Source organism: Chelativorans salis (genome assembly GCF_025336525.1).
In the GTDB taxonomy this organism is placed as follows: Bacteria; Pseudomonadota; Alphaproteobacteria; order Rhizobiales; family Rhizobiaceae; genus Chelativorans; species Chelativorans salis.
Window position 1 is genome coordinate 262,599 of the sequence record NZ_JAOCZP010000002.1, and the last position, 17,342, is coordinate 279,940.

At 64.0% G+C, this 17,342-nt stretch carries 22 protein-coding genes; 12 read left to right on the top strand and 10 right to left on the bottom strand.

The genetic code is table 11. The annotated features are described in order from the left end of the window. Positions 1–3 precede the first annotated feature (3 nt). Both N5A92_RS07155 and lgt read right to left on the bottom strand, forming a co-directional pair. Positions 4–1,086, bottom strand: coding sequence for a class I SAM-dependent methyltransferase (locus N5A92_RS07155; protein WP_260901322.1), 1,083 nt, complete (start codon positions 1,084–1,086; stop codon positions 4–6). Beyond that, positions 1,083–1,937, bottom strand: coding sequence for a prolipoprotein diacylglyceryl transferase (gene lgt / locus N5A92_RS07160; RefSeq protein ID WP_260901323.1), 855 nt, complete (start codon positions 1,935–1,937; stop codon positions 1,083–1,085). The genes N5A92_RS07155 and lgt overlap by 4 nt, the downstream gene beginning before the upstream one ends. 169 nt (positions 1,938–2,106) lie before the next feature. Between lgt and N5A92_RS07165 the strand changes: the two genes are divergently transcribed. The 3 genes from N5A92_RS07165 (at position 2,107) to N5A92_RS07175 (ending at position 3,594) form a co-directional block, all read left to right on the top strand. Next, entirely contained in the window at positions 2,107–2,403 is a 297-nt protein-coding gene (locus N5A92_RS07165) for an accessory factor UbiK family protein (RefSeq protein WP_260901325.1), read from the top strand. Positions 2,404–2,735: 332 nt separating this feature from the next. Further along, positions 2,736–3,236, top strand: a complete 501-nt coding sequence (locus tag N5A92_RS07170) for a type III secretion system chaperone family protein (protein ID WP_260901326.1) — start codon at positions 2,736–2,738, stop codon at positions 3,234–3,236. Between the two features lie 4 nt (positions 3,237–3,240). Then, the gene (locus N5A92_RS07175; RefSeq protein WP_260901327.1) at positions 3,241–3,594 is read left to right on the top strand and encodes a tRNA-binding protein; all 354 of its coding nucleotides are present in this window, start codon (positions 3,241–3,243) and stop codon (positions 3,592–3,594) included. A 164-nt stretch (positions 3,595–3,758) separates the two neighbouring features. Here N5A92_RS07175 and N5A92_RS07180 read toward each other — a convergent pair whose 3' ends face one another. After that, positions 3,759–4,118, bottom strand: a complete 360-nt coding sequence (locus tag N5A92_RS07180; RefSeq protein ID WP_260901328.1) for a GFA family protein — start codon at positions 4,116–4,118, stop codon at positions 3,759–3,761. 49 nt (positions 4,119–4,167) lie between these two features. Further along, the gene (locus N5A92_RS07185) at positions 4,168–5,595 is read right to left on the bottom strand and encodes a sensor histidine kinase (RefSeq protein WP_425248546.1); all 1,428 of its coding nucleotides are present in this window, start codon (positions 5,593–5,595) and stop codon (positions 4,168–4,170) included. A 319-nt stretch (positions 5,596–5,914) separates the two neighbouring features. Between N5A92_RS07185 and N5A92_RS07190 the strand changes: the two genes are divergently transcribed. The 5 genes from N5A92_RS07190 (at position 5,915) to N5A92_RS07210 (ending at position 9,842) form a co-directional block, all read left to right on the top strand. Continuing rightward, positions 5,915–7,117 (top strand): MFS transporter, encoded by a 1,203-nt coding sequence (locus N5A92_RS07190; RefSeq protein WP_260901329.1) that lies wholly within the window; start codon positions 5,915–5,917, stop codon positions 7,115–7,117. Between the two features lie 173 nt (positions 7,118–7,290). Further along, a complete protein-coding gene (locus N5A92_RS07195; protein WP_260901330.1) occupies positions 7,291–7,758 on the top strand; it encodes an Hsp20 family protein in 468 nt (155 codons plus the stop codon). Positions 7,759–7,833: 75 nt separating this feature from the next. After that, entirely contained in the window at positions 7,834–8,337 is a 504-nt protein-coding gene (locus N5A92_RS07200) for an Hsp20/alpha crystallin family protein (RefSeq protein WP_260901331.1), read from the top strand. Positions 8,338–8,426: 89 nt separating this feature from the next. After that, a complete protein-coding gene (locus N5A92_RS07205) occupies positions 8,427–8,792 on the top strand; it encodes an SPW repeat protein (RefSeq protein ID WP_260901332.1) in 366 nt (121 codons plus the stop codon). Between the two features lie 207 nt (positions 8,793–8,999). After that, positions 9,000–9,842, top strand: coding sequence for an alpha/beta hydrolase (locus N5A92_RS07210; RefSeq protein ID WP_260901333.1), 843 nt, complete (start codon positions 9,000–9,002; stop codon positions 9,840–9,842). A 9-nt stretch (positions 9,843–9,851) separates the two neighbouring features. Here the strand turns inward: N5A92_RS07210 and N5A92_RS07215 are convergent, their stop codons facing one another. Both N5A92_RS07215 and N5A92_RS07220 read right to left on the bottom strand, forming a co-directional pair. Continuing rightward, on the bottom strand, positions 9,852–10,589 hold the full coding sequence (locus N5A92_RS07215) for a response regulator (RefSeq protein ID WP_260901334.1): 738 nt from the start codon (positions 10,587–10,589) through the stop codon (positions 9,852–9,854). Then, complete coding sequence (locus N5A92_RS07220; RefSeq protein ID WP_260901335.1) at positions 10,586–11,116, bottom strand: MarR family winged helix-turn-helix transcriptional regulator; 531 nt, start codon at positions 11,114–11,116, stop codon at positions 10,586–10,588. The genes N5A92_RS07215 and N5A92_RS07220 overlap by 4 nt, the downstream gene beginning before the upstream one ends. 234 nt (positions 11,117–11,350) lie before the next feature. On the opposite strand from N5A92_RS07220, the gene N5A92_RS07225 reads away from it, so the two are divergent. The 3 genes from N5A92_RS07225 to N5A92_RS07235 all read left to right on the top strand — a co-directional run bounded on the left by N5A92_RS07225 (position 11,351) and on the right by N5A92_RS07235 (position 13,410). Further along, entirely contained in the window at positions 11,351–12,244 is an 894-nt protein-coding gene (locus N5A92_RS07225) for a branched-chain amino acid aminotransferase (RefSeq protein WP_260901336.1), read from the top strand. A 118-nt stretch (positions 12,245–12,362) separates the two neighbouring features. After that, positions 12,363–12,638 (top strand): hypothetical protein, encoded by a 276-nt coding sequence (locus N5A92_RS07230; protein WP_260901338.1) that lies wholly within the window; start codon positions 12,363–12,365, stop codon positions 12,636–12,638. Positions 12,639–12,762: 124 nt separating this feature from the next. Continuing rightward, positions 12,763–13,410, top strand: a complete 648-nt coding sequence (locus N5A92_RS07235) for an MBL fold metallo-hydrolase (RefSeq protein ID WP_260901339.1) — start codon at positions 12,763–12,765, stop codon at positions 13,408–13,410. Between the two features lie 49 nt (positions 13,411–13,459). Here N5A92_RS07235 and N5A92_RS07240 read toward each other — a convergent pair whose 3' ends face one another. The 4 genes from N5A92_RS07240 to N5A92_RS07255 all read right to left on the bottom strand — a co-directional run bounded on the left by N5A92_RS07240 (position 13,460) and on the right by N5A92_RS07255 (position 16,042). Then, a complete protein-coding gene (locus N5A92_RS07240) occupies positions 13,460–13,936 on the bottom strand; it encodes a BA14K family protein (RefSeq protein WP_260901340.1) in 477 nt (158 codons plus the stop codon). A gap of 272 nt (positions 13,937–14,208) precedes the next feature. Next, entirely contained in the window at positions 14,209–14,421 is a 213-nt protein-coding gene (locus tag N5A92_RS07245; RefSeq protein WP_260901341.1) for a cold-shock protein, read from the bottom strand. A gap of 390 nt (positions 14,422–14,811) precedes the next feature. Continuing rightward, complete coding sequence (locus N5A92_RS07250; RefSeq protein WP_159593408.1) at positions 14,812–15,024, bottom strand: cold-shock protein; 213 nt, start codon at positions 15,022–15,024, stop codon at positions 14,812–14,814. A 238-nt stretch (positions 15,025–15,262) separates the two neighbouring features. Then, complete coding sequence (locus N5A92_RS07255) at positions 15,263–16,042, bottom strand: NIPSNAP family protein (protein WP_260901342.1); 780 nt, start codon at positions 16,040–16,042, stop codon at positions 15,263–15,265. A 344-nt stretch (positions 16,043–16,386) separates the two neighbouring features. Here N5A92_RS07255 and N5A92_RS07260 point away from each other — a divergent pair, with 344 nt between their 5' ends. After that, entirely contained in the window at positions 16,387–17,157 is a 771-nt protein-coding gene (locus N5A92_RS07260) for a transporter substrate-binding domain-containing protein (RefSeq protein WP_260902304.1), read from the top strand. Positions 17,158–17,342: the final 185 nt, after the last annotated feature.

A 17,342-nucleotide genomic window follows, 5' to 3' on the forward strand; every position in this document is an offset into this window, starting at 1 on the left:
GCTTCAGGAAACGGCATCAAACGGAGGAACGGCAACCTCACGCGGCACCGCAAGCACCTTGAACAGCGTCCCCATGCCTTCCGGCCCGGCCAGCCGCTCGACCTCGCCGCGGATGCGCTCCTGCTCCTCCGCGCTCTTGCCCGCGCCCAGCCGTCCGGCGCGATCCAGCAGCCCCAACCCCAGAAGAAACTCCCCCTGAGGCATCAGCCGCGCTCCCAGCCCCTGCGCGCCAGCAATCCTTGCAAGGGCCGCAAAATCCACATGCGCCGTCAAATCCGCTTCGCCGGGATGAGCCAGCACGTCGTCATAGGCATGGCGGCGCACCGCCTGCAGCGTATCGCCCAGCGCCGGCCCCTCGTAGCCGTAGTCGATAAAAAGCCCTGCGCCGCCCTGGGCTGCAAGCCGCCCGGCAATCGTCTCCATCAGCGCCTCGCGCGCCGGGGCGGCCTCGAAGACGGCGCCCTCAGGCGCAGCGTCGGCTCCCGACGGAAGCGATGTCGGGTCCGGCGCTCCGGCACCCGCCATAAAGATAAGCGCCCCGTCCTCGCCAAGCCCCACCACCCGCTCGCGCCAGCCGGCGGTCGTGTTCACGTATTGGCGGACGGGCAGGGCGTCGAACAACTCGTTGCCGACGATGAAAAGCGGGCCATCCGGCAGATCCTCAACGCGCCCGTACCATGCCGGCCGTTCAGGCGCCCCTGAAAGCGTCTCCTTCTGCACCGCCACAAGCCGTTCACTCGCCTCCACCATGGCAAATCGTCGACCGGCGAAGCCCCCGTCAAGCCGGACAAGAGTGCGCAGCATGTCCTTCATCAGCGTGCCGCGGCCCGGACCGATCTCGGCGATCACCGCGTCCTCGGGCGCTCCGCCGGCTTGCCACGCCGCATAAAGCCACACGGCGATGAGCTCGCCGAACATCTGGCTCACCTCAGGCGCGGTGGTGAAGTCGCCGCCGCGGCCGAAGGGCTCGCGGGTCGTGTAATAACCGTGCTCGGGGTCGAACAGGCAGAGCGCGATATAGTCGCTGACGCTCATCGGCCCTGTCGCCTCGATCAGGCGTGCGATCTTTTCCTTCAGCGCCGTCATGGCTCCTGGCGCGCTGCGGCGGGCGTGCGCGCTGTCATCATGGCCCAGAGGCCGGCCAGCACCATCGGCATCGACAGCACCATGCCCATGGTCATCCAACCGCCCGCCAGATAGCCGATATGCGCGTCCGGCTCGCGGAAGAACTCGACGAAGATGCGCGACAATCCATAGCCGCAGATGAAGGCGCCGCCGACGAAGCGCGGCGTCTTCAGCCTCAGCGCCTTGTGGGTCAGCACGCGCAGCACGAGGAACAGTACCAGCCCCTCCAGCACCGCCTCGTAAAGCTGGCTCGGGTGGCGCGGCAGCGGGCCGCCGTCGGGGAAGACGACGCCCCAGGGCATGTCCGTCGGCCGGCCCCAAAGCTCGGAATTGATGAAATTCGCCAGCCTCACCAGGCCGAGGCCCACGGGCGCGGTGGCGGCGATGGTGTCGAGCATGCTCCAGGCGTTAATGCCGCGCGAGCGGGCAAACAGCACCATGGCGAGGATCGTGCCCAGCATGCCGCCGTGAAACGACATGCCGCCCTGCCACACGGCGAAGATATCGAGCGGGTTCGCCAGGTAGCGCGGCAGATCGTAGAACAAGACGTAGCCGAGCCGCCCGCCCAGCACCACCCCGACCGCCGCCCAGACGACGAAATCGTCGAGGTCCGTCGGCTTCATGGGCGGCGTGCTGTGCGCCCACAGGCGTTCCGTCGTCACCAGCCGCTTGGCATACCACCAGGCGAACAGGATGCCGGCGATGTAGCCGAGCCCGTACCAGTGCACGGCAAAGGGCCCGATTTCGAAGATCACCGGATCGATCTGCGGGAAAGGCAGCGCGGCCAGCGGCAGGAGAAGGTAGTCGCTCAATCGTGCCTCCTGTTTCGCGCCGCCGGCGGTTGGTCGGCGAGGCAGGTATGCGCAAGCCCTGATGTGCGGTCAAGGGTATGCGGTCAAGCCTGGGGACGCGGGGTCTCTCCGCTTGCATTCGCCGCCGCCCGGCCCTACCTCAAATCATGGGATTAGGAGAGGCTATGACATGACCAACGGCACGAACCGCATCCTCGATGAATTCGCCAAGATGATGACCGACGCGGCCGGCGCCGCGCAAGGCGTCCGCCGCGAGTTCGAGACGCTCTTCCGCACCCAGGCCGAGCGCATGCTTCACTCCATGGACCTCGTCCAGCGCGAGGACTTCGAGGTGGTGCGCGAGATGGCGATCAAGGCGCGCGAGGAGAACGCCGCCCTCCAGTCACGAATCGAGGCGCTGGAAGCGCAGCTCGCCGCCGGCGAGGGAGGCAAGAAACCGGCCTCCGGCGCACGATCCAAAAAATAATTTGTTGCCGCTTCCAGCCTGTGTGCAATTGCAAAAAATGCAGGCGCGAGAGTCGCTTAGAAGCCGTGGGCAATTGCGCTGCGGAACGAACTATCCACACCGTCGATTGTCTATTCGAAAAAAGGACTGGCCACGGCTTCTCTCATCAATAGACTGAATTTGCTGCATGATTCGAAACAAGTCATGCGCCGGGCTGGGGCGGGCCCGTTCTCAAGTCTCTCGTTTCTCTCCTCGCTCCGCTCAGTATCGAATTGCGTTGGTCGCGTGCTTCAAAACCGCATGTGCCACATGGCGGGGCGCGGCAGTGCCTCCAAAAACGGGAAAGCAGATTTATGAGCCTTCTTGAACTCGACATGGCGCGTGACGCCCATCCGGTTGATGTCATCGAGCATGTCGCCCACACGAACGACTGGAGCTTCGAGCGCAACGGTGACGACGAGATTGCCATCTCGGTCGCCGGCACGTGGACGGACTACCAGGTCTCCTTCTCCTGGATGGAGGAGTTCGAGGCGCTGCACGTTGCCTGCGCTTTCGACCTCAAGGTGCCGGAAAACCGTGCGCTCGAGGTGATGCGGCTCCTCTCGCTCATCAACGAGCAGATGCTTTTCGGCCATTTCGACCTGTGGGAGCGCGAGGGCGTCGTCATGTTCCGCCAGTCGCTGGTACTCGCCGGCGGCGTGGAGCCGACGGGGCTGCAGGTGGAGGTGATGCTCAACAGTGCGCTGGAAGCCTGCGAGTGCTACTACCAAGCGTTCCAATACGTCATCTGGTCCGGCACCTCGGCGCAGGAAGCGCTCCACAGCGTGCTGTTCGAGACCTTCGGCACGGCTTGAGGCAATGAACAGCGGAAAGGCACCGGAAATCGGCTTCGATGATTTCCTCAAGGTCGACATCCGCGCCGGCACCGTCGTCGAGGCCGAGCCTTACCCGGAAGCGCGCAAGCCCGCTTTCAAGCTGAAGATCGATTTCGGCCCTGAGATCGGCGTGAAGAGATCCTCCGCCCAGATCACGGTGCACTATACGCCGGAAGAGCTCGTCGGCCGCAAGGTGATGGCTGTCGTCAACTTCCCGCCACGCCAGATCGGCAAGTTCATGTCCGAGGTCCTCACCTTGGGTTTCTCAGACGAAGCCGGAGCGGTGGTGCTTGCCGCGGTGGACAAAAAGGTGCCCGACGGCAGCCGGCTGCATTGAGTCTTTCCCATTGACCTCCACCCTCAATCCCTCTCCTCAAGGGGGAGGGAGGCACGTCGAGAACCGCTTCGTCCTCCTCCCCTCGAGGGGAGGGGTTAGGGGGGTTCTATCAAGGACTCAGAACCCACATGCGATAGTCCTGCCCCGCAATGAGGGGGCACCCTTCAGTCCAAATACCGGAAGCTTTCAGCACCATCGAAGTGCCGCACCCTGATGCCGGCGATCTTCGCCGGGTCCATCAGCCGCGCGTTGACCGCCATACGCTCCGCCCCCTCCTTTCGCACCGGCTCCCAATGCGTCGTGCAGCCGCAGGTCGGGCAGTGATGGAACTCCAGCCCGCGGTCGCCCCATAGATAAGCGACAGTCTTGCCCGCGCCCTCGAGGAAGGTGACCTCACTCGGATGGTAGTAGGTCCAGAGCGTTCCCAGCCGCCGGCAAACCGAGCAATTGCATTCGTTCAGCCAGGCAGGCTCTGCCGAAGCTTGGATTTTCACAGCGCCGCAATGGCAGGTCGCTTCAAACATTGTTCCAGCCCTCCATTCCTTCTCCCGGTTGCGACCCGAGCCGCAGGCCCTAAGCCGGCACGCGGATCACCACCCGCAAGCCCCCCAGCGGACTGTCTTCGAGCATGATATCGCCGCCATGGCCGCGGGCGATGTCGCGGGCGATCGACAGGCCGAGCCCGGTGCCGCTCTCATCCTGGTTGCGCGCTGCGTCCAGTCGCACGAAGGGTTTGAAAACGTCCTCGCGTTTCTCGGGCGGGATGCCGGGGCCGTCGTCGTCGACGGTAATGACCAGGCTCCCCCTGCCGTGCACGGCGTCGACGGAAACTGTGGAGGCATAGCGGAAGCCATTGCTGATCACGTTGGTCAGGAGCCGCGAAAACGCATTGGGGCGCACCAGCACCTCGCGCTTGCCCGACAACGAAGCCTCGAACTCGCAGCCCATCAGCCGCGCCTCCTCCCTCATCTTGTCGAAGAAGGAAGCAAGGTCGAACGCGCCGTGGTCCTCGGCGGCGTCGCCGCGGGCGAAGGAGAGATAGCCTTCGAGCATCGAGCGCATGTCCTCGATGTCCTGGTCCAGCGCCTTTATGTCCGCCTTGGACCTCGCCAGCGCCAGTTGCAGCTTGAAGCGGGTGAGGATGGTGCGCAGGTCGTGGCTCACCCCGGTCAGCATGGCGGTGCGCTGCTCTATCTGGCGCTCGATGCGCTCGCGCATCAACACGAAGGCGGAGCCGGCACGGCGGATCTCCTCAGCGCCGCGCGGTTTGAAATTGCTTGGCGTCGGACGTCCCTTGCCGAAGCTGTCGGCCGCCTCCGCCAATTGCAGGATGGGGCGGATCTGGTTGCGCAGGAAGGCAACGGCGATGGCCAGAAGCACCAGCGAGGTGCCCACCATCCACAACAGGAAGATATGCGTGTTCGACGCATAGGCCTGGCTGCGCCGGGCGAAGATGCGCAGCACCTTGCCATCGAGCTGGATGCGGATTTCGATGATGTTCGAGTTGCCTACCGTATCGAGCCAGAAGGGTCTGCCGATCTGCCGCGTGATCTCCTCGGAGAGCGTCCTGTCGAGAATGGAGAAGAAGGGCTTCGGTCCGGGCGGGGGCAGGGGGTCGGGTGGCTCGATGCTGATCTGCAGCGCCAGCCGCTCCTGGGCGATGCGGATGATCTCGGAATAGTCCTCTTCGCCGTCCTCCGTGGTCTCCTCGTAGGTTTCGATGACATCGATGACGGCGGCGATATCGCGGGTGACGGCCTGGGAGAGGCGCTGGGTGACGGTCTGCCAGTGGCGCTCCATGAAGACGAAGGCGATCACCGACTGGAGCAGGATCATCGGCGCGATCACGATGATAAGCGAACGTGCGTAAAGCCGCTTCGGCAGGGCGCGCGACACACCCCGCGCCAGACGGCGCCACAGTCGACGCACGGTATGGAGCCCGCGCACTACGCGCGCCAGCAGGTCGTCTCTCTCGCCCCAGGATAGGTCGTATCTTGCCATTCACTCTTCCGCGTGCTGCGGATGCCACGGCTTCCACGAGAAACCGGCAATGCTCGCACTGGCGCATTACCCCGCCGCGGGCGCCCGCGTAAAGCGGGACTTCGCCTGCGTCCGGCAGTCTAGCCGTCTTTTCCCGCAGCGTCACCGATGTGAGGCACCGATGCGTTCGTTCCGGGAATGCCGATCATCGTCGCACAAGCCCGAGAAAAAAATGTCGGATCGGCAACCGACCCGTCGTCCTCCGGCCGCAAGTGACGCTGCAGGCATACCGCTAAGTGGTGTCGGAACGATGATTGTGAAGACCGAGGGGAAATCGGATATGTCTATTCCTTATCGTTGGGTAATCGTCGGCGCAGGCGCGCTGATGACCTGTGTCGCCATTGGAGCGATGTTCTCGCTGGCGGTTTTCCTGGACCCGATGTCGACCGAGACCGGCTGGTCGCGCGCCGCGATTTCGAGCGCCATGACCCTTAATTTCCTGGTGATGGCCCTCGGCAATTTCGGCTGGGGCGTGGCGAGCGACCGTTTCGGCACGCGCATCGTCGTTTTTGCCGGCGCAGCCCTTCTCGGCCTCGCCCTGGTGCTGGCAAGCCGGACGCAATCCCCGCTCGAATTCCAGTTGACCTACGGCATTCTCGTCGGCCTCGCCGCCAGCGCCTTCTTCGCGCCGATGATCGCCGCCGCCACCGCGTGGTTCGACAAGAACCGCAGTCTTGCCGTCTCGCTCGTCTCGGCGGGCATGGGCGTGGCGCCGCTGACCATCTCGCCCTTCGCGCGCTGGCTGATCACCGCCTATGACTGGCGCACCGCCATGCTGGTCATCGGCGTGGTCGCCTGGGCGCTCCTGATACCCGCTGCCTTCCTGGTCCGCCGTCCGCCGGTCACGACGAGCGCCGACGCTGATTCCGGCGCCGCCGCAGCCGGCGCCAGGGTATCGGCCGCACAGGCGCTGCGCTCGCCGCGGTTCCTGGTACTCGGCTTCACCTTCATGGCGTGCTGCGCGGCGCATTCGGGGCCGATCTTCCACATGGTCAGCTACGCCCTCGTCTGCGGCATCGCGCCGATGGCCGCGGTCAGCATCTACAGCGTCGAGGGGCTGGCGGGCCTAGGCGGCCGCGTCCTCTTCGGCGTGCTCGGCGACCGTATCGGCGCCAAACCGGTGCTGATCGGGGGCCTGATCGTACAGGCGCTGGCGATCGGGGCCTATGTCTTTGTCAGCCGGCTCGGCGAGTTCTATGCGCTGGCCGTGATTTTCGGCGCGGCCTATGGCGGCGTGATGCCGCTCTATGCGGTGCTGGCGCGCGAATATTTCGGCCAGGCGGTCATGGGAACCGTGTTCGGGGCCGCAACCATGCTGTCGAGCCTCGGCATGGCGCTCGGCCCGCTCGCCGGCGGCTGGGTGTTCGACACCTTCGGCGGCTATGCTTGGCTCTTCATCGGCTCGTTCGCTGTCGGGCTCGGCGCGGTGGCGGTGGCGCTCGCCTTCCCATCACAGCCGCGTATGCGGCTCCAGCCTGCATAGGCCCTCTGCCAAGCCGTTTCCGCCCATAGCGGAAACGGCGCCCGCATTCTTGAAACTTGCACTCTTCACACCCAAATTTCTTTTATCGGTCGCCGAGAATGGGACCGATACCGTCAAGGGGCGCCAGCTCTTTGGCGTCCCTCGTACCATGTTGCTCTAAGGAGGATGTGGCTATGAGAACATTCGACCTTTCTCCCCTCTACCGGTCGAGCATCGGCTTTGACCGGATACTCGGTCTGCTGGAAAATCCGGCGCGCTTGCAGACCGTCGACAACTGGCCTCCATACGACATCGCCAAAACCGGTGAAGACGCCTATCGCATCAGCATGGCCGTCGCCGGCTTCGCGCAGGACGAGCTCGAGATAATCCAGGAGCCGAACCTGCTCGTCGTCTCCGGCGTCAAGGCGGAGGACGACAAGGCGGAGTATCTCCACCGCGGCATTGCCGGGCGTTCCTTCACGCGCCGGTTCGAGCTTGCCGACCACGTCAAGGTCGTCGGCGCGAAGCTCGAGAACGGCATGCTGACCATCGATCTCGAGCGCGACATCCCGGAAGAGATGAAGCCGCGCCGGATCGACGTGGTCACGGGCAAGACACCGGCGGCCTCCAAGCAGATCGAAGGCAAAAAGCAGGCCGCCTGACTTTCGTGAGCGGTCCGCGCCGCCGGCGTTCGGGGCGCGGACCGCTCCCAGCCAAGCGATGCGAGGGAGATAGCCATGAACATGCGTAATCTCATCCCCTGGAACCGCGGTGGTGGCCGCACGCCGGCCGTCTACCGCGAAGACAACAGTCCGTTTCTGGCCTTGCACCGGGAAATGAACCGGCTTTTCGACGACGTGTTCCGGAATTTCGACGCCCCGGCACCGTTCAGTCGGATGTCGGGCTGGTCGTCCTGGCCCGATGTCGAGGTCAGTGAAACCGACGGCGAGATCCGCGTGACCGCAGAGGTCCCCGGACTCGAGGAAAAGGACATGGAGGTCCTCCTCAAGGACGGCGTTCTGACACTTCGAGGTGAGAAGAAGTCGGAGGCGGAGGACAAGGACCGTCAATTCAGCGAGCGCTTCTACGGCCGTTTCGAGCGGCATATCGGACTTGGCCCCGAGGTCGATGAGGACCGGGTTGCGGCCGATTTCAGGAACGGCGTGCTGACGGTGACCCTGCCGAAGACCGAGCAGGCGAAAAGCAGCGCGAAGCGCATCGCCATCAACGGCGGGCGCTGATGCCACGCCCGTCGGAGTCGGCAGCCGCAACGCCGGCTTCCCGAAGGAAAGCCCGTTGCCTGCCATACTGACTGAAAGGAGCAGTCGTCATGGCAAAAGATGTCATACGAAATACCCAGGAAACTGCCCTCGACGTGGTTAACCTCGTTGTCGGCATTGCCTTGTTGCTCACGCCTTGGGCGCTGGGCTTCATGGCCGAAACGACGGCCGCCTGGAACGCCTGGGTGGTTGGTGCCCTTATCGCACTGGTCGCCATTGGAGCCTTGGTCTCCTTCGCCGAGTGGGAGGAATGGGTAAACCTCGTCCTCGGCATCTGGGCGATCATCTCACCTTGGGTTCTGGGATTCGCCGCGATCGCGGCCGCCCTCTGGGCGCATGTGATCGCCGGGCTGATCGTCGCTGTGCTCGCTGGCTTGGAACTGTATTTCGCGCGCCAGCGGATGTCAGCCGCCTGACCGGCCCTACGTCCCGCTACAGCGGGCCCCGACCGCTCCGGCGGTCGGGGTGTACTTTTTGCGGCCGGAGAAGGGTTCGCCGGCCGATTGTTACATATATTTGATCACCAAATGTTATAGCTTGAAATCTCGTGTTACCGTATGATGCCCGACAAAAGCATTCATGGGGTGCGGCGCGTGCCGCTCTAGGGGCTGAAGTCTTTGTCGATGGAAGGGGTTATCCGCGTGGGTGGGGGCTGGCGCCGCCGGTTCTCTCTCCTGCGTCGTGCCGTCGTCGTCTTCGCGGCCCTCTTCCTGGCAGCCGGCGTTGTAGCGGTGCAGACCGTGCCGGAGTTCGTCCTTTTCCGCGAAAGGCTGGTTCTGAACCTCCTGGAGATCGAAAGCAGCGTCGAACTGCAGCCTGTCGACATGAGCACCCATGACGGGCTGTTGCTGCGCTCCTGGTATTACGCGCCGGCGCCGGGTAAGCCCGTCATCGTCTATTTCCCGGGGCGGCTCGGCGATCTCATCCGCAGACCGAAGCATCTCTTCACGCTGGCCGAGGAGGGATATGGGCTGATGTTGGCGGGATATCGCGGCTATGGCGGAAATCCGGGACAGCCGAGCGAGAGCATGCTCTACCGCGACGCGGCGACGCTTCTCGCCAAGCTGTCCGATGAGAAACTGGCTCCCGACGGCATTGTCCTCTACGGCTATTCGATGGGAACGGGCGTCGCCAGCTATGTGGCGACCAGGGCTCGGCCCCGCGCGGTCATTCTCGAGGCGCCTTTCACCTCGTTTCCCGCCGCCGTCAGCCGGCAGACCTCGGTCCCCCTCTGGCTGGTGCGCACCCGCTTCGACAACGGTTCGCGCATCGGCGCCATCGATGCACCGATCCTGCTCCTGGCCGGCCAGAATGACCCCATAACGCCGCCCGATTTCGCCGAGGCACTCGCCGCACTCAGCGAAGGGAGGTCCGTCCTGCACGTCTTGCCAGGCGCAAACCACATCAACATGCCCCGACACGGTGGCATGGAAACCATCGCCGGATTTCTGTTCGGGCTGGAGTAGGGGCTTTCCCTACTCCACGCTCAGCCGATATCCCACCCCACGCACGGTCTGCAGCCACACAGGGTTGGAGGGGTCGCGCTCGATCTTACGGCGCAGGCGGTTGATCTGCACGTCGATGGTGCGCTCGCCCACCTCCGATTCCTCTCCGACGAGCTCGTGGCGCGGGATGGTCTCGCCGGCGCGCTCGGCGAAGATGGCCATGATCTCGCGCTCGCGGTCGGTGAGCTTCAGCGGCTCGCCGGCGCGCTTCAATTCGCGCCGGGGGATCTGGAACGTGTAGGGGCCGAACACCACCTGCTCCAGCTTGGGCGGCATCTGCTGGCCACTGCGGCGCAGGATGCTGTTGACCCGAAGCACCAGCTCGCGCGGGTCGAAAGGTTTCGGCAGATAGTCGTCGGCACCCGCTTCCAGCCCGGTGACGCGGCTCTCCGTCTCCGAGAGCGCCGTCAGCATGAGGATGGGCATCGTCTTTTGCGTCCTGAGGCTCTGCGTCAGCGCCACGCCGTCCTCGCCCGGCATCATGATGTCGAGGATGATGAGGTCGAAATCCAGCCCTTCGAGCTTGCGGCGCGCCTCCGTCGCATCGCCGGCGATCGTCACTCGAAATCCGTTTTCGCGCAGAAAGCGGTGAAGAAGCGTGCGGATGCGTTTGTCATCGTCGACGACAAGCAGATGCGGGGCGTCGTCGGGCAGCGGGCCGTTCGGCAGCGCGCCTGCGCCATTTTCGACAACGGTGCCTTCGATCATTCCATCTTCCCTCTCTCGCTCGTACGATCGCCGCCGGAAGGCGGCCTGTCGACCTGCGCCCTGAGTTCCGGATCCACCATCGCCTTCAGGAAGCGCTCGAGGGCGGCACGGTCCTCAATCCCCGCCTCCTCAAGTGCCGCATTGATGCGGCGGGACTGTGGCAGGGCCAGCGCCAGGGCGAGCGAGTGGCCTTTCTTGGTGACGTAGAGCTCGCGCTGGCGCCGGTCCCGCGGTCCCTGCACCTGCACCACATAGCCGGTATCGATGAGTTGCTTGAGCACGCGCGCGAGGGACTGCTTGGTAATTCTCAGCACCTCAAGAAGTTCCGCCACCGTCAGTCCCGGCCGTCGGTTGACGAAGTGCAGCACCCGGTGATGCGCCCGCCCGAAGTCATAGCGCGCCAGGATCGCGTCGGGGTCGGAGGTGAAGTCCCGGTAGGCGAAGAACAGGAGTTCGATGAGGGCGAAGTCCACGTCCTCGTCTTCCCGTGTCGCCTCATGCGGGGTCGGCTTCGTAGGACTTTTCATCGTTGTTTTTCCCGGTGAACTAAAATTATGTCAGCCATATTGACATAATTAAGGCCGCTTGATAATTTTTGCCAAGCTTTTCGGCTCATGGCGAACAAAAAGGTGCGTCGAGGCGGGTTTTCCGGAACTTCCTGTAAATGCGTTTGCTTCGGCGCGCGGTCTTCCGGCATAATCGGTTTTTCGCCAGTTTCGTATTGGGCATTGTTCAGGGCGTGGCCCGCAGGAGAGGTTACGATGGCATCGGTTCCTTTCGACCAGCTTGACGGCTTTATCTGGTTCAATGGCGAGTTCGTCAGATGGGCGGATGCAAAGGTGCACGTACTCACCCACGGGCTGCACTATGCAAGCGCGGTGTTCGAGGGTGAGCGCGCCTATGGCGGCGAGATCTTCAAGCTCACCGAACATACCGAGCGCCTGCACGAATCCGCCCGCATCCTCGGCTTCCGTATCCCCTGGACGGTGGAGGAGATCGACGAGGCCTGCCGCCAGCTCCTCGTCAAGCAGGAGCTTCAGGACGCCTATGTGCGCCCCATCGCCTGGCGCGGCAGCGAGATGATGGGTGTCTCGGCGCAGAACAACCGCATCAATCTCGCCATCGCTATCTGGGAGTGGCCGAGCTATTTCGATCCGGAGCAGCGGCTGAAGGGTATCCGCCTCGACATGGCCGAGTACCGCCGCCCCGACCCGAAGACCGCGCCCTCCAAGTCCAAAGCCGCCGGCCTCTACATGATCTGCACGCTGTCCAAGCACGCGGCCGAGGCCAAGGGCTATACCGACGCGCTGATGCTCGACTGGCGTGGCCGCGTGGCCGAGGCCACCGGCGCCAACGTCTTCTTCGTCAAGGACGGGGTGCTGCACACGCCGGTGCCGGACTGCTTCCTCGATGGAATCACCCGCCGCACGGTCATCGGTCTCGCCCGCCGCAGGGGCATAGAAGTGGTCGAACGGGCGATCATGCCCGAGGAGATGGAAAGCTTCGAGCAGTGCTTCCTGTGCGGCACTGCGGCGGAGGTGACGCCGGTTTCCGAAATCGGGCCTTACACCTTCCAAGTCGGTGAAATCGCTCGTCTTTTGATGAACGACTATGCCAACGAGGTGCGCCCCGGCCAGCGCATGGCGGCGGAATAGGGGCCCGTTCCCTCTGGCCGCCGCTGGCTGAGCCAGTCCTCCCGTATTTGACTTTAGTCTAATTCGGCGTTTCATCGTGGCGCCGGCACGCGATGCCGGCGCTACTGGAGGGATAGTTATGGAAGCACTTCTTCCGATCATCGTGCAGGCGATCGCCGGCATCATCGGCGGTGAGGCCGTCGGTGCGGCGTTCAAGAACGCGGCGATGGGACACGCTGCCAAGATCATCAGCGGCGCCGTTGGCGGCGTGGGCGGCGGCGTTCTGCTTTCCTCTCTCGGCGGTGATGCCGGCGCACTGAGCGGCCTGCTTGGGGACGCGGTAGGCGGCGTCGTCGGCGGCGGCGTCTTGAGCGGGATCGTCGGCGCAGTCATGGGAAGCATGAAGAAAAGCTGAGCTTTCTTCGGGAAGAGTGCGAACGGGCGGCGCCAGCCGCCCGTTCTGTTATAGATAGAGAGAGGGGTAGAGCCACCCCATCCGACAGCCGACTCTCAACAGACCCCCGGGAGAGAACCTCGTCATGACCACTCTCAAAGCCGCCATCGTCACCGTCACTCCGTTCCAGCAGAACTGCGCCATCCTCTTCGATGAGGATGAGAAGCGGGGCGTGGTGGTCGATCCGGGCGGCGAGGTGGAGCGCATCCGTGCCGCCATCGACCAGACAGGAGTGACGATCGAGGCCATCTGGCTCACCCACGGCCATATCGACCATGCCGGCGGGGCAATGGATCTGAAGGACGAGCTCGATGTCGAGATCCTCGGCCCGCACGAAGCAGACCGTGAGATGCTGCTCAATCTGGCCGAGCAGGGCCGCATGTTCGGGCTGACGGACCCGGTGCGTAACGTCACGCCCGACCGCTTTCTCGAGGAAGGCGACGTCGTCTCCTTCGTCGGACACGGCTTTCAGGTGCTGCACTGCCCGGGCCACGCGCCGGGGCACGTCGTCTTCTATAATGCGGATGCCAGGTTCGCCCATGTGGGCGACGTCCTGTTCAACGGCTCCATCGGCCGCACGGACCTTCCGGGCGGCAACCATGCCGCCCTGATCCGTTCAATCAAGGACAAGCTTCTGCCACTCGGCGACGAGATCGGTTTCCTGTGCGGCCATGGGCCGGGCGGCCGGTTCGGCGACGAGCGGCGAAGCAATCCGTTCCTGATAGGAGAATAGGTCGGTAGGGCATCGGGTCCGTCACCTGCTGCCCTACCGTCTTTTTCTTTTACCTGATCACGCAGAAGTGGCGCTGGCCGTCATAGCCCATAAAGGTGCCCGACTGTGGATCGAAGCTGCGATAGCGGGCGTCGCAGGCGCGATACCACTCGCGGCTCCAGGGCTCCGGCGAATAGCTCGCGGTGCTGCGGTAGGTGGGGGCAGTGCGATAGTAATTGCGCTCGTAGCGGTAGGTGGGCTGCGGCGCCGGCGGGTCGATATAGACCCTTGAGGGCTGGCGCGGCTGCGTCAGGACGCCGGCGGCAATCGCGCCGACCGCAAGGCCCAGCACACCGGCGGCCACCAGGTCGCCGTCGCTCCCCTTCTTTTTCCGCACATAGTGCCGCTCATGCCAGCCATGGCGCTCGTAGCGGGAATAGTCGCCGTAACCGCCGTGGCGCCAATGGTCGGCGTTGGCGGGAACGGTCGCCAGCGCGGTGGCGGCGACGGCCAGGGTCAGGACACTGGTCTTGAGAATGCGTTTCATGGCACTCACCTCATCTTCAACACGCCGCCGGGGGGACCATCTGCGGCTTCGGATGAGGCTTTAGCGCTCCCTTGCTGAACGGTACCTGAACGATGACGCAACTGTGCGAAACAGTCTGCCCGGCGTTTCAACGTGGAAAACTCCAGTCTACGCGTTCCAGGTATTGAGTCCTCAAGTACTGCCGGCCGCCATTCGCTTCTGATGAAAAAACAAACGCCGGCCTCGAGGCCGGCGCAAGCTGTCATGCCGCCGTCCTCGGCGGCCACGGCTGTTCAGCCGACGGAAAGATTGACGGCCTTCGGTCCCTTGCCGCGCTTGTCCGGCTCGGTGTCGAAGGTCACTTTCTGGCCGTCTTCCAGGCCCGGCAGGCCGGAAGCCTGAACGGCGGAGATGTGCACGAACACGTCCTTCTCCCCGTCGTCCGGCGTAATGAAGCCGAACCCTTTGGCATGATTGAAAAATTTTACGATACCACTCTGCGGCATGGGAAGAGATCCTTTCTCCCGTCACTCATCGTCTTTCGGACCAAGTCTCTTCGCGAGGGCCATGGTCCAGGTTGTCTCGGTCCTTTACTGGGGGAGAAGAAACAGACAGCCTCGCGTGGGGATCCTGCCGGACTTCTTGTGACACGCGACGTCCCGGGTGCCTTTTTCAGGGTCGTATGCCGGGGCATGCTATTCCAGTCTCCGGGCCGGCAAATGCCCGAACGGGCAAAATCTTCCCTCATTTTGGAATGACGGGCAAGGGAAAGTTTTGTGTCAAAGGCAGCCGCGCTGCCCACCCCGCGAACGCCCATCAAGCAAAAAGGCGCGACGGATGATCCGCCGCGCCTTTCGCAAATTCGCTATCGCTGTGCCGCGCGAGCGGCCTGCAGCTTATGCCTCGGAGAGGTTGACCGCCTTCGGTCCCTTGCCCATGCGATCGGGCTCGACGTCGAAGGAAACCTTCTGCCCGTCAACGAGCGAGCGCATGCCGGAAGCCTCGACTGCGGAGATATGAACGAAAACGTCCTTCGCGCCGTCGTCAGGCGTGATGAAGCCGAAGCCTTTGGTGGCGTTGAAGAACTTTACGGTGCCGGTCTGGGCCATGGGAAACTCCTTTTCCCGTTGGTGAGTATGTGCCTGCGCACTGTGCGCAGTTTCACTTTCGTCGAGAGCTTACGATGTCGGGGAAAGGGGCCGTCCAATCAAAACGCGTCCAGTCTCCGGGTCTGCAACCACCCGAGCGCCGCATATAAATGGCACGGAAACGCGCCGGAAGCAAGATAGCGTTTTCAGCCCGATTCCGCCCAGTCTGCGAAGCCCGGCAAGCTCGCGTGCCGGAAGGTTACCGCAGCAGCGAGCGGGCGGTCGGGGAAAGCCGGTACCGCATCGCCGGCCCGGCCGTGCAGCCGTCGAAGCCGCTCTCCAGCGCAGCCCGCCATCCCCTTGTCTCGGCAAGATGTGTCGTGAAGGCCGCGTGCGCCTCTGCGCTGTCGAAACGTGCGATCCACACGAAAACCCGCTCATTTTCACGGACAGGCAGGCGCGGGAAGGTGTTGGTGCTCTGTTCGGTCACGAAGCACGCGCCCGCCGGCGCACCGGCCTCGGTTAGAGCCGGCATCAGGCTTTGCGAAAAATAGGCGGGAAAGGAGTGGACCCGGTGGAGCGCCAGCGGAAAGACGTAGACGGCATAGACGGCGGGAAAGCCTTCACTGCTGCCCGGCCGTGGTCGTTTCACACCTGCCAGATCGAACCCTGCGCCATGGTCTGCAGGTTTGAGGAGAAGAACATTGTCGGAATCGATCATCGTCGCGTTGGCGGCGTTGCGATGCTCGGCCCAGACCGGGCCGTCGTAAAAGGCGGTCAGTGCCGCGCGGCGCGTCTCCATGTCGGCAAAGCCACGCAGCCAGACGAACTCGTCCGGCCGGTCGAGGTCGCGGAACTGGCCGAGAACAGACATGCCGCAAGCCTCCTGGCTCTCAACGAACTCACGGTCAAAGAGGGCGATGAGTGTGTCGCGCTGCCCGGTGTGCAGGCGGTAGCTGCGTAGCTCGACCACCGCCTGCCGGGGGTCTTGCTCCTCGAAGGGTGGCGTTGCGGGGTTGTCGGTCGGCAATGCGGTCATGGGGCGGGTCCGGTTTGGCGGAAGGTTGCCGACCATAGCGGGGGCTTACTGACAGCATTCGTTCAGGAGGAGGGAGCTTGTGCCTGACTGTTGCACCATATGCGCCGGACCTCTTCCACTGCCTAATTTATAGGCAGTGCTGGCCAATTGCGTAAGCTAGCTCTCGCAGGCGACCATATTCGACCGCTCGATCTCACCCTTCGCGCCCGTCGAAATGCGGGCTTTCCTCCAGAGTGCCGGCGGCTGGCACGCCAGTTGCAGAGGGCAAGCGGATAGCCGGAACAAACAAGCCTGGAACAAGCAAACAAGGAGAGATCGATATGAACCGTCGGACATTAATCGGGATGGCCGGTGCGGCGATTCTGGCGGCCGCGGCCACCGTGGCGCCAAAGCTCGCCATGGCGGATGCGCTTGAGGACGTGATGGCGCGCGGCGCCCTGCGCGTCGCCGTGCCGCAGGATTTTCCGCCCTTCGGCAGCGTCGGGACGGACATGGCGCCGGTCGGCTACGACATCGACATGGCCAACCTCATCGCCGAGAAGCTCGGCGTGGAAGCCGAGCTCGTGCCGGTGACGAGCGCCAACCGCATCGCCTACCTGCAGACGGGCAAGGTCGACCTCGTCATCTCCAGCCTCGGCAAGAACGCCGAGCGCGAGGCCGTGATCGACTTCACCGACGCCTACGCCCCCTTCTTCAACGGCGTCTTCGCGCCCGACGATGTCACTGTATCGGATGCGGAAGACCTCTCCGGTAAGACAATCGGCGTCACCCGCGGTGCCATCGAGGACCTGGAACTGACCGAGATCGCCCCGTCCGACGCCGTCATCAAGCGCTACGAGGACAACAACGGCACCATCTCGGCCTTCCTGTCCGGCCAGGTGGACGTCGTGGCGACCGGCAACGTAGTCGCCGCCGCCATCCTCGAGAGGAACCCGCCGAAGCGCCCGGAGATGAAGTTCCTGATCAAGAACTCGCCCTGTTACATCGGCCTTAATAAGAACGAGCCAGCGCTGATGGAGAAGGTGAATGCCGTCATCGCCGAGGCGAAAGCCGAAGGCTCGCTCGACGCCATCTCGCAGAAATGGCTCGGGGCGGGCCTGCCGGAAGGGCTGTGAACGCTGCGCGCATGAGCGGTTTCTTCCGCTTCTCTCCGGCCCAACAGCGCAGGGGTTATCGCACATGGTGATGTCGCTCCCCCTCACCGACCCGCTTCGCGGCCCACCTCTCCGCCGCAAACAGGGGAGGGGAGTCGCCGGCCGTGGTGAAGGCGTCTACGCCTTGCTCCCACGACGTGGGGGAG

Bases quoted from the DNA above. Each gene is read 5' to 3' on its own strand.
- N5A92_RS07250 (WP_159593408.1), bottom strand. From the start codon at position 15,024: ATGGCCCAGACCGGCACCGTAAAGTTCTTCAACGCCACCAAAGGCTTC.
- N5A92_RS07225 (WP_260901336.1), top strand. From the start codon at position 11,351: ATGGCATCGGTTCCTTTCGACCAGCTTGACGGCTTTATCTGGTTCAAT.
- N5A92_RS07170 (WP_260901326.1), top strand. From the start codon at position 2,736: ATGAGCCTTCTTGAACTCGACATGGCGCGTGACGCCCATCCGGTTGAT.
- N5A92_RS07235 (WP_260901339.1), top strand. From the start codon at position 12,763: ATGACCACTCTCAAAGCCGCCATCGTCACCGTCACTCCGTTCCAGCAG.
- N5A92_RS07245 (WP_260901341.1), bottom strand. From the start codon at position 14,421: ATGCCGCAGAGTGGTATCGTAAAATTTTTCAATCATGCCAAAGGGTTC.
- N5A92_RS07190 (WP_260901329.1), top strand. From the start codon at position 5,915: ATGTCTATTCCTTATCGTTGGGTAATCGTCGGCGCAGGCGCGCTGATG.
- N5A92_RS07195 (WP_260901330.1), top strand. From the start codon at position 7,291: ATGAGAACATTCGACCTTTCTCCCCTCTACCGGTCGAGCATCGGCTTT.
- N5A92_RS07185 (WP_425248546.1), bottom strand. From the start codon at position 5,595: ATGGCAAGATACGACCTATCCTGGGGCGAGAGAGACGACCTGCTGGCG.
- N5A92_RS07230 (WP_260901338.1), top strand. From the start codon at position 12,363: ATGGAAGCACTTCTTCCGATCATCGTGCAGGCGATCGCCGGCATCATC.
- N5A92_RS07165 (WP_260901325.1), top strand. From the start codon at position 2,107: ATGACCAACGGCACGAACCGCATCCTCGATGAATTCGCCAAGATGATG.
- N5A92_RS07155 (WP_260901322.1), bottom strand. From the start codon at position 1,086: ATGACGGCGCTGAAGGAAAAGATCGCACGCCTGATCGAGGCGACAGGG.
- N5A92_RS07205 (WP_260901332.1), top strand. From the start codon at position 8,427: ATGGCAAAAGATGTCATACGAAATACCCAGGAAACTGCCCTCGACGTG.
- N5A92_RS07220 (WP_260901335.1), bottom strand. From the start codon at position 11,116: ATGAAAAGTCCTACGAAGCCGACCCCGCATGAGGCGACACGGGAAGAC.
- N5A92_RS07215 (WP_260901334.1), bottom strand. From the start codon at position 10,589: ATGATCGAAGGCACCGTTGTCGAAAATGGCGCAGGCGCGCTGCCGAAC.
- N5A92_RS07260 (WP_260902304.1), top strand. From the start codon at position 16,387: ATGGCCGGTGCGGCGATTCTGGCGGCCGCGGCCACCGTGGCGCCAAAG.
- N5A92_RS07240 (WP_260901340.1), bottom strand. From the start codon at position 13,936: ATGAAACGCATTCTCAAGACCAGTGTCCTGACCCTGGCCGTCGCCGCC.
- N5A92_RS07180 (WP_260901328.1), bottom strand. From the start codon at position 4,118: ATGTTTGAAGCGACCTGCCATTGCGGCGCTGTGAAAATCCAAGCTTCG.
- N5A92_RS07175 (WP_260901327.1), top strand. From the start codon at position 3,241: ATGAACAGCGGAAAGGCACCGGAAATCGGCTTCGATGATTTCCTCAAG.
- N5A92_RS07200 (WP_260901331.1), top strand. From the start codon at position 7,834: ATGAACATGCGTAATCTCATCCCCTGGAACCGCGGTGGTGGCCGCACG.
- N5A92_RS07210 (WP_260901333.1), top strand. From the start codon at position 9,000: ATGGAAGGGGTTATCCGCGTGGGTGGGGGCTGGCGCCGCCGGTTCTCT.
- N5A92_RS07255 (WP_260901342.1), bottom strand. From the start codon at position 16,042: ATGACCGCATTGCCGACCGACAACCCCGCAACGCCACCCTTCGAGGAG.